This is a genomic window from Streptomyces davaonensis JCM 4913 (genome assembly GCF_000349325.1).
Lineage (GTDB): Bacteria > Actinomycetota > Actinomycetes > Streptomycetales > Streptomycetaceae > Streptomyces > Streptomyces davaonensis.
In genome coordinates this window covers 2,902,348-2,917,814 of sequence record NC_020504.1, presented here as the reverse complement: position 1 = coordinate 2,917,814, position 15,467 = coordinate 2,902,348, and the positions used below count along the sequence as shown (strand labels likewise).

At 67.9% G+C, this 15,467-nt stretch carries 9 protein-coding genes; 8 read left to right on the top strand and 1 reads right to left on the bottom strand.

The annotated features are described in order from the left end of the window. Nucleotides 1-339 precede the first annotated feature (339 nt). The 8 genes from BN159_RS12525 to BN159_RS43840 all read left to right on the top strand — a co-directional run bounded on the left by BN159_RS12525 (nt 340) and on the right by BN159_RS43840 (nt 13,829). On the top strand, nt 340-2,388 hold the full coding sequence (locus BN159_RS12525) for an APC family permease (protein WP_015657348.1): 2,049 nt from the start codon (nt 340-342) through the stop codon (nt 2,386-2,388). A gap of 54 nt (nt 2,389-2,442) precedes the next feature. Next, nucleotides 2,443-3,774, top strand: a complete 1,332-nt coding sequence (locus BN159_RS12520; protein ID WP_015657347.1) for a class I SAM-dependent RNA methyltransferase — start codon at nt 2,443-2,445, stop codon at nt 3,772-3,774. A 24-nt stretch (nt 3,775-3,798) separates the two neighbouring features. Further along, nucleotides 3,799-4,860 carry a site-specific integrase gene (locus BN159_RS47550; protein WP_331712339.1) on the top strand — a complete coding sequence of 354 codons (1,062 nt, stop codon included), beginning with the start codon at nt 3,799-3,801 and terminating at the stop codon, nt 4,858-4,860. Between the two features lie 156 nt (nt 4,861-5,016). Beyond that, entirely contained in the window at nt 5,017-5,244 is a 228-nt protein-coding gene (locus BN159_RS12510; RefSeq protein ID WP_015657345.1) for a hypothetical protein, read from the top strand. Then, nucleotides 5,241-6,131 carry an RNA polymerase sigma-24 subunit ECF subfamily gene (locus tag BN159_RS12505; RefSeq protein WP_015657344.1) on the top strand — a complete coding sequence of 297 codons (891 nt, stop codon included), beginning with the start codon at nt 5,241-5,243 and terminating at the stop codon, nt 6,129-6,131. Before BN159_RS12510 ends, BN159_RS12505 begins: the two co-directional genes overlap by 4 nt. 10 nt (nt 6,132-6,141) lie before the next feature. After that, the gene (locus BN159_RS12500) at nt 6,142-7,224 is read left to right on the top strand and encodes a hypothetical protein (protein WP_015657343.1); all 1,083 of its coding nucleotides are present in this window, start codon (nt 6,142-6,144) and stop codon (nt 7,222-7,224) included. 552 nt (nt 7,225-7,776) lie between these two features. Beyond that, nucleotides 7,777-9,468 (top strand): NPCBM/NEW2 domain-containing protein, encoded by a 1,692-nt coding sequence (locus tag BN159_RS12495; protein ID WP_015657342.1) that lies wholly within the window; start codon nt 7,777-7,779, stop codon nt 9,466-9,468. A gap of 1,028 nt (nt 9,469-10,496) precedes the next feature. Continuing rightward, nucleotides 10,497-13,829, top strand: a complete 3,333-nt coding sequence (locus BN159_RS43840; protein WP_015657341.1) for a family 16 glycoside hydrolase — start codon at nt 10,497-10,499, stop codon at nt 13,827-13,829. Nucleotides 13,830-13,980: 151 nt separating this feature from the next. Here BN159_RS43840 and BN159_RS12485 read toward each other — a convergent pair whose 3' ends face one another. Then, nucleotides 13,981-15,444, bottom strand: a complete 1,464-nt coding sequence (locus BN159_RS12485; protein WP_015657340.1) for an LPXTG cell wall anchor domain-containing protein — start codon at nt 15,442-15,444, stop codon at nt 13,981-13,983. Nucleotides 15,445-15,467: the final 23 nt, after the last annotated feature.

Sequence of the window (15,467 nt, the reverse complement as noted above, 5' to 3'; positions counted from 1 at the left end):
GTCGGCACCCCTGTGCACGGTTGCCGCGCGATCAATCCCTCAGCGGCGGCCTCCGGGGCGATCAGCGGCGGCTGATGCTCCGGACGCTGGCGAGGGTCAGGATTCCGAGGCCGACGAGTGCGGCGGCGGCGCCGATCAGCTGGGCGGTGGTGGCCATGGGACCTCCTGGAGCGGCAACGGCCGGGAAAACGGGCGGGTTTAGTCATATAGACACGCCGATGTCGGGCACCGCGGAATCCGCAGCCGCGCCACCCCTGATTTCACCCGGAGAGCAGGGGCCCGGCGGAACTGGGGTGGCGGGTGGGCGGCAGCCCGTTCGAACGCCTACGATCCTCTGTTGTGTCCAAACTGACCGACGTGCCCAAACGGATCCTGATCGGGCGCGCACTGCGCAGTGATCGGCTCGGGGAAACGCTCCTGCCGAAGCGCATCGCACTCCCCGTCTTCGCTTCCGACCCGCTGTCCTCCGTCGCGTACGCGCCCGGCGAGGTCCTGCTGGTCCTGTCCATCGCGGGCGTGTCGGCCTACCACTTCAGCCCCTGGATCGCGGTCGCGGTCGTGGTCCTGATGTTCACGGTGGTCGCCTCCTACCGGCAGAACGTGCACGCCTACCCGAGCGGCGGCGGCGACTACGAGGTCGCCAACACCAACCTCGGCCCCAAGGCCGGCCTCACCGTGGCCAGCGCGCTGCTCGTGGACTACGTGCTGACCGTCGCCGTGTCCATCTCCTCCGGCGTGGAGAACCTCGGCTCGGCCGTCCCGTTCGTGGTCGAGAACAAGGTGCTGTGCGCCGTAGGCATCATCGTGCTGCTGACGCTGATGAACCTGCGCGGGGTGAAGGAGTCGGGCAGCCTCTTCGCGATCCCGACGTATGTCTTCGTCGCCGGTGTCTTCATCATGATCGCGTGGGGTGCGTTCCGGGGCCTGGTCCTGGACGAGTCGATGGCGGCCCCGACCGCGGACTACGAGATCAAGGCCGAGCACGAGGGCCTGGCCGGCTTCGCCCTGGTCTTCCTGCTGCTGCGCGCCTTCTCCTCCGGCTGTGCGGCGCTCACCGGCGTCGAGGCGATCAGCAACGGCGTCCCCGCCTTCCGCAAGCCCAAGTCGAAGAACGCGGCGACCACGCTCGCCCTCATGGGCGGCCTCGCGGTCACCATGTTCTGCGGCATCATCGGGCTCGCCATGGCCACCGATGTGCACATGGCGGAGAACCCGGCCAAGGACCTCATCAACGACGGCGTGGCCGTCGGCGCCGACTACGTCCAGGACCCGGTGATCTCGCAGGTCGCGGCCGCCGTCTTCGGCGACGGCACGTTCTTCTTCATCCTGCTCGCCGCCGCGACCGCGCTGGTCCTCTTCCTCGCGGCCAACACCGCGTACAACGGCTTCCCGCTGCTCGGCTCGATCCTCGCCCAGGACCGCTATCTGCCCCGCCAGCTCCACACCCGCGGCGACCGCCTCGCCTTCTCCAACGGCATCGTGCTCCTCGCCGGCGCCGCCGCCCTGCTGGTGTGGGTCTACGGCGCCGACTCCACGCGCCTGATCCAGCTCTACATCGTCGGCGTGTTCGTCTCCTTCACGCTCAGCCAGACCGGCATGGTCCGGCACTGGAACCGCCATCTGCGCACCGAGACCGACCAGGCCAAGCGACGCCACATGATCCGCTCCCGCGCGATCAACACCTTCGGCGCCTTCTTCACCGGCCTGGTGCTGGTCGTCGTCCTGGTGACCAAGTTCTCGCACGGCGCCTGGGTCGCCCTGCTCGGCATGGTGATCTTCTACGTGACCATGAGCGCGATCCGGAAGCACTACGACCGGGTCTCCGAGGAGATCGCCGCGCCCGAGGGCCCGAGCGACGACAGCGTGCGCCCCTCCCGGGTGCACTCCCTGGTCCTGGTCTCCAAGATCCACCGTCCCACGCTGCGCGCCCTCGCCTACGCCAAGCTGATGCGCACCGACACCCTGGAAGCGCTCAGCGTCAACGTCGACCCGGCCGAGACCAAGGCGCTCAAGGCCGAGTGGGAGCGACGCGGCATCGACGTACCGCTGAAGGTCCTGGACTCGCCGTACCGCGAGATCACCCGGCCGATCATCGAGTACGTCAAGAACCTGCGCCGGGAGTCGCCGCGCGACGCCGTGTCCGTGATCATCCCCGAGTACGTCGTCGGCCACTGGTACGAGCATCTGCTGCACAACCAGAGCGCCCTGCGCCTGAAGGGCAGGCTGCTGTTCACGCCGGGCGTCATGGTGACGTCGGTGCCCTACCAGCTCCAGTCCTCCGAGGCCGCGAAGAAGCGGGCCCGCAGGCGGCAGGAGTGGAACGCGCCGGGTTCCGTGCGGCGTGGCCCGGCGGTGGAGCGGGCGAAGGACTCCTCGAAGCAGTCGTAGACTGGTGGGCTGTTGCCCCGGCCCGCCCCTCTATGTATCTGGAGTCACCCCGCCATGCAGGCAGAACCGAAGAAGTCGCTGGTGGGGGAGGAGTACGAGGTCGAGGTAGGCCCGGTCGCCCATGGTGGCCACTGCATCGCCCGCACCGACGAGGGCCAGGTGCTCTTCGTACGGCACACGCTGCCCGGGGAGCGGGTCGTCGCCCGGGTCACCGAGGGCGAGGAGGGCGCCCGCTTCCTGCGGGCGGACGCGGTGGAGGTGCTGTCGGCGTCCAAGGACCGCGTCGAGGCGCCCTGCCCGTACGCCGGTCCGGGTCGTTGCGGCGGCTGCGACTGGCAGCACGCGAAGCCGGGGGCGCAGCGGCGGCTCAAGGGCGAGGTGGTCGCGGAACAGCTGGCGCGCCTGGCCGGGCTCACGCCCGAGGAGGCCGGCTGGGACGGCACGGTGATGCCCGCCGAGGGCGACAAGCTGCCGACGGGCGAGGTGCCGCAGTGGCGCACGCGCGTGCAGTACGCGGTGGACCCCGACACCGGCCGGGCCGGCCTGCGCCGGCACCGCTCGCACGAGGTCGAGCCGATCGAGCACTGCATGATCGCGGCCGAGGGCGTCAGTGAGCTCGGCATCGAGCAGCGGGACTGGTCCGGGATGGCGTCGGTCGAGGCGATCGCGGCGACGGGTTCGCAGGACCGCCAGGTGATCCTGACGCCGCGCCCCGGCGCCCGCCTCCCCATCGTCGAGCTGGACAAGCCGGTGTCGGTCATGCGGGTCGGCGAGAAGGACGGCGGCACCCACCGCGTCCACGGCCGCCCCTTCGTCCGCGAGCGCGCCGACGGCCGCACCTACCGGGTCGGCAGCGGCGGCTTCTGGCAGGTCCACCCGAAGGCGGCGGACACGCTGGTGACGGCGGTGATGCAGGGTCTGCTGCCGCGCAAGGGCGAGATGGCGCTCGACCTGTACTGCGGCGTGGGCCTGTTCGCGGGCGCCCTCGCCGACCGCCTCGGCGACGAGGGCGCGGTCCTCGGCATCGAGTCCGGCAAGCGCGCGGTGGAGGACGCCCGGCACAACCTCGCCGACTTCGACCGGGTACGCATCGAACAGGGCAAGGTCGAGGCGGTGCTGCCGCGGACGGGCATCACGGAGGTCGACCTCGTCGTCCTGGACCCGCCCCGGGCGGGCGCGGGCCGCAAGACCGTCGAGCACCTGTCATCCCTCGGCGCCCGCCGCATCGCGTACGTCGCCTGCGATCCGGCGGCGTTGGCCCGGGATCTGGGGTACTTCCGGGACGGGGGGTATCGGGTGCGGACGTTGCGGGTGTTCGATCTGTTTCCGATGACTCATCATGTGGAGTGCGTGGCGATCCTTGAACCGGCCGCGAAGGGCTCCTGACCTGCGGTTTCGTGCGTGCGCATTATGTGCGGTGTGGGCGTTACGGACGATGTCTTGACGCTGAACCGACGCTCGCGACGCTCGTTTGACGCTCGTTCTGATGCGGTGCCAGGTGCCTTGGCGGACACGTCTCACCCTGTCGAGGTGGCGAGCACCGATGGGACGACGAGGGCAGGCGACGCTGAGTGCAGCCACGCCTCACGAGCGGGATCGTTTGACCCGACGCGTCGACCGGAACGCTGGCTGCCGCTGTTTCCCGGGGGCGGGACTCAAGGACGATCGCGCGGCTGCCACGGGGATGCTTCGGTTCAGCGCGAACCTCCGAAGCCGGACGGTCCTCGGTACACCTGTCGCGCCGGTCCCCTGTCGTACGGATGGTTGGCGCTCCTTGTCGTCCAGGGCGGGCATGAGGACGCGGTGTCAGCCCCCGCAGTTCCCGGCGTCGGTGGGGCCATCACCAAGGGCCGCTCCGGACGCCTCCTCGCCGACAGCAACTGGCGCCGGCAAACCTGGTGGCCCGCCGTCGAGGCCGCCTACTACTTCGGCGACGACGGCGAGCTACAGCTGGTCCCGCGCCACCCGCCGCACTCCATGCGCCACACCTGCGCCTCGTGGCTGGCCCAGAAGGGAGTCTCGCTCTACGAGGTTCAGCACCTCCTCGGCCATAAGAGCTTCTCGGAGCCTGGCAGCGTCTGGAAACCCCGCTCACTATCGCCGCATGAACCCTTCGCCCTGTCCTTCACGGACGACAGGGCGAAGTCGTCCGCGGGACGCACTCCCCTGCCGGACTGGATGTCCGCTTCCGCCCAGCGCGTGGGCGGCTGGACGGAAGCGGGGCGGTCCCCTCCGGTGGTTCTTGAGCACGAGGGGCCGCGCGGCCTTCCAGACATGGAAGGTGCGACGCCGGGGGTGGCGTACGTTCTCCATGGTGCGCCATCCGGCTGGTGTCGCAAGGAGAAGTACGGGTTCGCCATGAAAAGGGTTCATTCCGACATGATTTGGCTGCCGCCTGGGCGTTGTTGCAGTAAAGCGCCCTGCTTGCCGGGGCTGATGGGACGTCATCAACGTGGCGCAGTCGCCAGGTGACGGTGAGTTCACTGGAGGCATTGTTCCGCGATCCCATGATCACGTTGAGTGGCGGCCCTCTTGCACAGCATGCTGTCGTGCAACTCCTCCGGGGCGCTTGAGCACCGCCTCGGAGGGGCCTTTCCAGACATTGGTACGTCCTTTCGGGAAGGTGCAATGACAAGCAAGCAGGTGATGACCGTCATCATCCTGGCGGCGGTCCTCACATGGAGCACGGTGATGACCGTGCTGGGGCAACTCGCGGCGTTAGTCGCGCTGTTGCCCTCGCTGGGACTTCTCATCCAGCAGACCGTCTCCGCGCTCTCGGGCTTGGACACCCGGGCCACCACGGCGGCGCCGGCACCGGCCGCGGGGCCGGAGCAAAGTGAGGAGACGCCCCGGTGAAGACGCCCCAAGTACCCGAGCGGCCGGCTGATCCTCCCCACCGTCGCGGCCGACCGCCGGAGCCGATATGCCGAGAGGCAGGCATCGCACACCGGACGTGGCTGGAGCCCGTCCGCAGCCGCTTCGCCGCCAGTGGTCTGACCCTGGACGAACTGGTCAGCCGCTCCGGCTTCTCCAAGACCCGGCTGTCGGAACTGATGCGCGGCAAAGGCCTCTACCCCACATGGGAGATCACCTACAGCGTGGTCCGTGCCCTCGACATACCCGTCGCGCCGCTGCGCCGGCTGTGGCGGGTCGCTGCCATCGAGGCGGATAAGAAGCCGTCCTGGATAGACGACCGAATTCAGGCCGTCCAACCCACCGGCAGCGATGAGCGGCCCCTCGCCCACGTCGCGCTCTATCAGGCCATGGCCGATCCCTACAGCGCCTACGCCCAGGCCTTCCTGCAGTCCCTGCCCCGCGCCCGGCACGCGGTCGGAGAGGTCTTCGATGTCCTGTGGCTGACCTGGGACGACGCCACCTCAAGCCCGGACATGCCCCGCCACGCCTGGCAGATGCTGCGCGCCACGGTCCTCTCCCGCGCCGCCAGACGGCCCGCCGGCCACTACGACCTGCGCGCCGCGGCCTTCTCCACCGCCCACCAGGCGCAGGCCCCCCACCTGATTGAGCGTCTGGCCCGCATCGACGTCCTGGCCCGCTTCTTCGATGCGATCGCCCAACTACCCGACGACCAGATGGACGTCACCGTCCTGCGCTACCTGTGCGGTATCGACCCCGACGCCATCCCCGCCGTCGTCGGTCTGCCCCCGGCCCTGGTTCACACCCTGGACCACCACGCCCGCTGGGCTCTGAAGCAGATCTTCCCCGACACCGAACCCCAGGAGTGATCCCGCAGCCATGAGCACCATCGACGACCTCCTTGCCCAGTCGCTGCTGCTGCGTGAGCCCCATGTCCCCGCCGACGTCGTCCCCCACGACGAGCCGCTCGACGACGACCTGCTGCTATGGCAGCACAGGGGAGACGACACGGTCGACGACAGCGCCGCCCGCAGCCTCGACGCTCTGTGCGAAACGGTCGTCAGCCACTGCACCCCCGCCCAGCTCGCCGACTTCCTCACCGACCAGATCCCCCAGCCTCACACCGCCCGCATCCTGGGCTGCGCCCTGCACCTGGCCGGCGTCGACATCGGCGCCCGCTTCTGGTGGCAGTACGCCGCCGGCGCCGAAGATACCCCCGCTTCCTACTGCCTCTACCTCCAACACCTCGCCCACGGTGAAACCCACGCCGCCGCCCTGTGGCACGCCCAGACCGGCCTCTACGCAGCCGACCAGGACTGCCCCGACACCGAGGACTACGCTCCGGCCCTGCAATCCATGAGCGCCGACAGCAGCCTGGCCACCGTCTTGCGCGTCCTGGCCCAGCTCACCAGCACCATGCCCACCCGGCGACACACTCCGGCTGCGCGCGCCGTCATTGAATTTGTCGCCTCTGCCGTCGCCGGCGGCTACTCCCGCCACCCCGACCTCGAGATCCCCCTGCCCGGCACCTACTTCGCCGAGCAGCTCGAAATCGTCGTCGCCGCCACGACCACCACGCCTGATCAATTCCGGTCCACCTCCGTGCATGCCACGCCGGAGGACGCCTCACCACCGGTCGAAGACCTGCCCAACCGGCTCGCCCCGGACGAGGACCGCAAGCACATTCCCACCAAGGCCGCCCGCCGCGGCCCCGAACACCTCCTGGTTCAGGTCACCGCCGCCGACCACGAACCCACCACAGCGCACACCTTCTTCGAGGACGCCGCAGCCGTCTGCTGGAAGACCGCAACCGCCGCCACCGAACAGGACACCCGCGGCAACGGCATGGCCTACCGCCTCCGCCGCTTCGCCCAACGCCTGTCCCCGGCACCCTCCGGCTTCGGCCAGCTCAGAACAGCAGCATCCTCCGGCGGCGCCACGGTTCCCTTCCACCGGCTGTGAACGGCCTGGCCGGGCACCTCGCGCGCTAGGCGACCGTCAGGGTGCCTACGGCATCGACCCCAACCGATATCTGGCATACGCGAATATGTGTCCTGCATGGAGAGAGGGCTATGGCTGGGCGAAGCGGTGGTTCGCCGCGAGCCCGAACGCCTTCGTGGCGGCTGCACCCTGCCAGCCCCGATGACCGGGAGCAGCGGATCCTTCGCTTCTATCGGGCATGGCTGTGGATGCCTGGGGATCGTTGCCGACCTTGGCGAGCCGTTGGACTTTGTCCCGCCGCTTTCCGTGCCAGCGGCAGCTCCTGCGTGCGGCAGGGGCAACGAGCAACGACGGATTGGTAAAGCATCGCTAAAGCGCCGGGATGCGCCGGCTGCCCCTCACTCGTCCTCTGACGAAAGGCCAATACAGCGCTGACGGCTGACGGCAGGAGGTCTTCGGCGGCCGCGTTGAGGCGAGCGACGCCGTCGGCCGCGACCGCTAAAGCGAATGTCCAGCGAGACCGCTTCGGAGTCGTCGCCGCGCACCTCACAACTCGAAGGAGCCGCAACGCCCATGCGTTCAAACATCAGACGATCGAAGTTCTCGGTGACCGGCAGTCTTGCCCTGGCGGCCGGGCTGACCGCCGGTCTCGGCACGGCACCCGCCGCCGGTGCTGCCACCCCGTTCGCGCCCCTGGCCACCCCGGTCGCGCCCTTGGCTACTCCGCTCATGGGCTGGAACAGCTGGAACCATTTCGGGTGCAACGTCACGCAGCAGAACATCAAGGACGCTGCCGATCAGATCGTTGCCCAGGGGCTGGACAAGCTCGGGTACAGGTACGTCAACGTGGACGACTGCTGGATGGCCCGCACCCGAGACGCCGGCGGCCACCTTCAGCCGGACCCCGTCAGGTTCAAGGACGGGATCAGGGCTCTCGCCGACTATGTCCACAGCAAGGGCCTGAAGTTCGGCATCTACCAGTCGGCGGGCACCACGACCTGTGCCGGACTGCCCGGAAGCCTCGGTCACGAGACCACGGACGCGAACGACTTCGCGGCCTGGGGTGTGGACCTGCTGAAGTACGACAACTGCCCCGACGGCCAAGGCTCCATCGAGCAGCGATACAAGGCGATGGGCGACGCCCTGAAGGCCAGTGGGCGGGCCATCGTGTTCAGCCTGTGCAGTTGGGGCCAAGGAAGCCCGTGGGCGGGATTCGGCTCGGTCAGCGGGGGGAGCCAGTGGCGGACCACCTACGACATCCGCGACTCCTGGTACGACAACAAATGGACTTCCTCGCCCATGGGCGTCATCGACATTCTGGACCAGCAGAAGGGTCTGGAGGTGTTTTCGGGGCCAAGCAAGTGGAACGACATGGACATGCTGGAAGTCGGCAACGGGGCACTCCGCGACGACGAGTACCGGTCGCACTTCAGCCTGTGGGCGCTGCTGAACTCGCCGTTGATCCTCGGTAACGATCTCACCCGGATGTCCGACGCGACAAAGGCGATCATCAAGAATGCCGATGTCATCGCCGTGAACCAGGACTGGGGCGGCTCGCAGGGCAGGCTCATGCGCGATTTGGGCAACGGCAGGCAGGTATGGGCCAAGCCCATGTCGGATGGATCCGTCGCCGTGGTGCTGCTCAACCGATCGGGCGCGGCGGCGGCCATCACGACCTCGGCCGCAGAGATCGGCCTCGGCGGTTCTTCCTCCTACGCCCTCAAGGATCTGTGGACCGGCACCTCGTCCACCTCGGCCAACGGCACGATCAGCGGCCAGGTTCCGTCGCACGGGGTGGCGATGTACCGGGTCAGCCGCACCGGCACCAACGCCGCCGCGCTGCCCGCCGGCACACACAACATCGCGGACCTGACCTGGCTGGCGTCGTCCACCGGTTGGGGAACCATCCGCAGGAACCAGTCCGCCGAAGGGAACGCCCTCACCATCGGCGGCACCACCTACGCCAGCGGCGTCGGAACCCACTCCGATTCCGCGGTCCACGTCTGGCTCGGTGGCGAGTGCCGGAACTTCACCGCGCAGGTCGGCGTGGACAACGAGGTTGGCGCGAACGGCACCGTCCGGTTCCAGGTCTACGGCGACGGCAAGCTCCTGACCCACAGCGACGTGATGAGGGGTGGCCAGGCGGCGAGCACCCTGACCGCGTCCACGCAAGGCGTCAAGCAGCTCGAACTGCGGGTCACCGACGCGCGGGACTACATCCACTTCGACCACGCGGACTGGGCAAACGCCAGAGTCTCCTGCTGAACCAAGTACGCAGTCGAGGCGTCCGGCAACACCCGCGCAGGCCCGGCGACCACCCCGGCCTGCGCGGACTGGTCCGGCGGTTCGACCGCGGGCGACATCGGCAATGGCCCCGCCAACTACGTGACCTTCAACAACGTCACCGCGAACACTGCCGGCAACCGGACACTGACTATCCACTATCTGTTTGACGGGGCCCGATCGTTCTCCATCAGGGCCGGGGACCAACGTAAAGCAAAGTAGAGCGACGGGATGTGGCTGGCCGCTCCCACTTTCACTCCTCTGAAAAGCCGATCTGGTGCAGATGAGAAGGAGCAGCGGCAGAACGTTCCGCGGCCACGTCAGCAGCAGGTCAGCGGGCGGTGATCGTCGCACCCATTGAGGGGCGTCGCCGCTCGCCATGCACTTGCCGCCTCACCCCGTCGAACACCAACTCAACGAGGACCACCACCCAATGCCCCTGCTGGGCCGCCCGGCGCCACTCGTCGACCTGGCGCGGGTGCTGCGGCGCCACGGGCGTCGGCCGATGTCCGAAGGAGATGCGGAGATCGCCAGGCTTTGAGGGGCCAGGCAGAACTGGCCCGAGTCGGTGCGCGATTTCGGAGTTCGGCAGTCGGCGTGGTGTGAGTGCAGCGGTGTCCTCATCCATCGCCAAGCGTACTGAAGCTGTCCTCGGTGACGGATCGTCAGGTCCCCCGAGTGATCGGCTGGCTGACGGTTGCTCACTTTGACTGAGTTCAGTCGATAGACTTGCACACTTTGATTGACGATCGACGTAAGTCTCCCTAGGATCCCGGACGGGTTCCCACCCTTTGGGGTCTGCTGAGAGGAAAGCCGGGCATGTCTCGACCGGTCTCGCTGTTCGTCGGTGGTCGGAAAGCAGGCCCGAACCTGCACCGCGCAGCCGCGCCAGCAAACGTGACCTGACGGGATCCTTCGGCTCTCAGCGGCCCGCCACCTTCCCACTAGAGGAAAAGAAGGCGATTCACTTGTCACCCCCGAGAAGACCGTTTGCACGAATCGCGGGCCGGATGCTGCTCATATGCCTCCTGGCCGGGCTGTCCTTGACCGTCCCCGCGGTCTCCGCGACCGCCGCCCCGCAGACGCCCGGTGTGACGCTGCGGGTCTTCGACCTGCAGACCTCGTTGAGCAAGCTGTGCACGCTCAAACCCGGGCAGACGCCCAACGTCGACAAGCTGATGCCGACGGTCAACTGGACGACGACCGCCGACTTCAGTTCGGCCGACGGCACGGTCAACATGGCCGACAACTTCATCAGCGAGGTCACCGGGAACATCACCGTTCCCGCCACCGGTGACTACACCTTCCGGATCACCAGCGACGACGGCTCGCGCACGTGGATCGACGGCAACCTGGTCATCGATCACGACGGACAGCACGCGCCGACCGCCAAGGAGGGGACGGTCAAGCTGACGGCGGGCATGCATGCGCTGCGGATCGAGCACTTCGACGCCGGCGACCGTCAGCAGCTCACACTGGAGTGGCGTACGCCTGGTTCATCGCAGTTCGTGCTGGTGCCGAACTCGGCGTTGAGCACGGATGCCGACGTGACCCGGGTGACCGCGCCAGGGCGTAAGTACTGCGAAGGGGCGACGGACTCGCCCGGCGACGGCCTGCCGCTGAACGCCGTACATCCGGACTACACGCTCACCGACCTGCGCCCGGCCGGGTTCCAGCCGCAGGTGAGCGCGATGGACTGGCTGCCGGACGGCCGCCTGGCCATTGCCACCTGGGGCGGCAGCAACAACAAGCTCGGCGAGGTCTACCTGCTGAGCAATGTCACCGGTGCCACCTCACCCGAGCAGGTCACGAAGAAGCGGATCGCCAGCGGCCTGCAGGAGCCGATGGGCCTCAAGTACGTCGACGGCAAGCTCTACGTGTCGGAGAAGTCGCGACTGGCAGAGCTGCCCGACCTCACCAGCGACTCGACTCCTGACAAGCTGCGTACCGTGGCGACCTGGCCATACGGCGGAAACTTCCACGAGTTCGCGTTCGGGCTGCTGTACAAGGACGGCTACTTCTACCTGAACCTTTCCGTCTCCATCAACTTCGGCGGCGCCACCACGGATCCGCAGCCCGCGGGGAAGGGCCGCGGCACCACGATCAAGGTGAACAAGGACACCGGCGCGGTGCAATACGTCGCCGGCGGCCTGCGCACGCCGAACGGCATCGGTTGGGGGCCTGAGGGCGACCTCTTCGCCACCGACAACCAGGGCGGCTGGCTGCCGTCGTCGAAGCTGGTGCACATCAAGCAGGACCGGTTCTTCAACCACTACACGAACCCCGCCGGGCCCTTCGACAGCAAGCCGGTGACCCGGCCGGTCCTGTGGCTGCCGCAGAACGAGATCGCGAACTCGCCGAGCACACCACTCCTGATGAAGGACGGCCTGTTCGCCGGCCAGTTGCTGTTCGGTGATGTCACCTACGGTGGCATCCAGCGCGCATACCTGGAGAAGATCAACGGCGAATACCAGGGCGCGGTGTTCCGTATGACCCAGGGACTGGAATCCGGAGTCAACCGGCTCAGCCTCGGCCCCGACGGCGCGATCTATGTGGGCGGTCTCGGCGGGGACGGTAACTGGGGACAGGAAGGCAAACTGAAGTACGGCCTGCAGAAGCTGACACCCAAGACCACCAACAGCGCCTTCGACATCCGGTCGATGCGGGTGGTCAGCGGCGGCTTCGAACTCGAGTACACGCAGCCGTTGTCAGCGGCGACGCTGAACTCGCTGGCCTCCCGCTACACCGCCAAGCAATGGCGATACGTCCCCACCTCCGCCTACGGCGGCCCGAAGGTGGACGAAGAGACGCTGTCGGTGGCGTCGGCGACCCCGTCAGCCGACGGCAAGAAAGTCACCCTCAAGCTCAACGGCCTGAAGACCGGCCGGGTGGTCTACCTTCGGTCGCCGCAGCCCTTCTCCTCGGCCTCGGGGAAGTCGCTGTGGAGCACCGAAGCCTGGTACACGCTCAACGCGACGCCGACCGATGCGTCCACCGGCCCGGTGGTCGGCCTGGCGAACAAGTGCCTGGACGTCAAGGGCGGCGTGACAGCGAATGGCACTCAGGTCCAGCTCTACCAGTGCAACGGCACCGCGGCTCAGACCTGGGCCCGGGCCGGCCAGACGCTGAAGGCGCTGGACAAGTGCCTGGACATCAACGCCGGCTCGACCCAGAACGGAGCCAAAGTCCAGCTGTGGGACTGCAACGGGGGTGACAACCAGAACTGGGTTCCGCAGGCCGACGGCACCCTGGTCAACCCCAGCTCGGGCAAATGCCTCGACGTCAACGGCGAGACCAGCGCCGACGGCACACCGGTCAGCCTCTGGACATGCCACGGTGGCAGCAACCAGAAATGGTCGGTGCCCGACCTCTACGAGGCCGAAAGCGCGGCCTTGAGCGGTGGCGCCAAGGTCAACAGCGATCATCAGGACCACACCGGCAGCGGATTCGTCGACGGCTACGGGACCAAGGGCGCCACCACGACGTTCACGGTGAACGCCGCCAGGGCCGGCGTCCACAACGTGGGCCTGCGATACGCCAACGGCCCGAACCCGTCCTCGGGAACCAAGTCGATCAGCGTGTACGTCAACGGCACCAAGGTCAAGCAGATGCGATTGGCCGACACCGGGAGCTGGGACTCCTGGGCCACGCAGACCGAAGCCCTGACCTTGAAGGCCGGTGCCAACACCATCGCCTACAAGAACGATCCCGACGACGCCGGGCACGTCAACCTCGACAACATCCACGTCGCCCAGGCTCCGCGGATCACCCTGTTCGACGGCACGAGCCTGGCAGCCTGGGAGAAGAGCACCGGAGGCGAGGCCGCCTGGCCCGTCGCGTCCGGCTCCATGGAATCCCTCGGTGGCGACATCCGTACCAAGCAGACATTCGGTGACTTCAAACTCCGCGTCGAGTGGCTGGAACCCAACTACCCGCCGGACGTGACCGGACAAGCCCGCGGCAACAGCGGCGTCTACCTCCAAGAACGCTACGAGGTCCAAGTCCTCGACTCATACGGCGACACCACCCTGGCCAACGACGAAGCCGGCGCGATCTACAACAAACGCGCTCCCGACCAGAACATGTCCACCGCCCCTGGGACCTGGCAGACCTACGACATCACCTTCCGCGCCGCCCGCTACGTCAAGGGCGTGAAGGTCGACAACGCCCGCGTCACTGTCGTCTGGAACGGCACCACGGTCCACAACGACGTCGCTGTCGACGGCGGCACCGGCGGCAACATCCCCGAAGGTCCCACACCCGCAGCGATCCGCCTCCAAGACCACAACGACCCAGGCGCCAACCCCCGATTCCGCAACATCTGGATCGAACCAATCGCCTGACCAACCAGCCGTGTGGGCCCCACACTCTCGGGCCCACACGGCCAACACCCAAGCCCTGAGCACTGTCCGGCGCAGCGGGAGGGGTTGCTGCGCCGGACCGTCGTCACTGGCCGTGGCGCCCGAAGTCACCATGTCTCGGGCGCGGCCGACCTCAGCGTGCGCGGTGGGAAGACGCGGCGCGCTTGCGGCGGGTCTTCATAAGGATGGCGCCACCGAGCACGGCCAGCGCGAGAGCGCCGATCGCGATCGACACGGAGGTGCCCATGTCGCCACCGGTCGCGGCGAGGTCGGCGTCGGACGAGGCCGGCTTGGTGCCGTCCGACTGCGGTTCCGCACCCTGCTCGGACGGCTCGTCGGAGGTGGGCTCGGTGCCTTCGGTGTCGGTGGTCGCCGACCCCACGCTGAAGTGCATCTTGAATTCCGACTCATCGGCGATCCGCGCCTCCTCCTTCGTCGCGCGGTTCGCCAGCCTGTAGTGCTCCTTGTCCGGGCCGGCAGCGTCGAACATCATCCAGTGCTGCCGCTCGTCCCCCTTGTCGCAGGCGCTCAGGACATGCGCCTTGTCGCCGGACTCGGTGCTGCTGAGGCACTGCTTCGTGCCCTTCAGCTCCAACTGGAAGTAGCCGTCGGTGCTGATGGTGCGGCGCCACACGGTGTCGTCCCCGCACTCCTTCTGGGCAGCGGCCTTGCCGGCACCCCCGGATGCCAGGCACTGCCCCTTGGTCCCCACCAGCTGGGCGTCCACCGGCGGCGCCGGCTGGTTCTTGATGAGGTACGGGCTGTTGGCGATGTTCCCCTCGGGGTTCTCGGCGAGCGGGCTGCCGGGTGCGGGCCGCGGGTGGAAGTACGCGAACTCGTCCTTCGCGCAGTCCAGTACGGTCCCCGCCAGCAGGTCGTCGCAGCGCGGCGTCTGGTCGGCGCCGCGGCAGATGGGGTCGTTGCCCTGGTCGTCGGCGCCGTTGCAGTGGTTGAGCCCGAAGGCGTGGATCAATTCATGGGTGAGGGCTTGCTCGCCCCAGCACCCGAACGTCACCCCACCCCATCCGCCGCCGAGACCACCGGCATGGGCGCCGCCGCCGAGCCCGCAGCCGTCCACACCTTCGGCGTCGACAAAGTAGACGGGCTTGTGCCGACCGAAATAGCCGCTGTCGTCCTTGACCAAGTGCTCCTTTATCCAGTCGTCCGCATGTCCTCGGGCCTCGCCCAGGCTGAGCTTGTCCGGGAGGTCGGCGCCGATCGGGGTGACCTCGATCTGACAGTTGTCGTCCTGCACGAACCGCAGCCTGCGGCTGTCGCCCTGTCCGAAGCGCTGGGCACTCGCCTCGAAGGTCTGGTCGATGTTCCAGGCGATGCGCTTGACGGTGTCACGCATCTCCTCGAATCGGCTCTCGCCGTTGCGGTACACGTAGAAGACCTGGATCCAGCCCTTGTCCGGGCTGTCCTTCTTGTCGCAGGCCACGGGGGGAGTGACCGCCGCCGACAACTTCCCCGCGGGTGCGGCCTTCGCCGTGCCGGTCCAGCCCGGCAGACCGATCAGGGTCCATGCCAGGGCCATCACCATGGCGAGGATTGCGGGGACGGTGAATCCCCACCTCAGTCTGTGTCGTGTGCTCACACTCGGTTCCTCTGCTCGCGGGA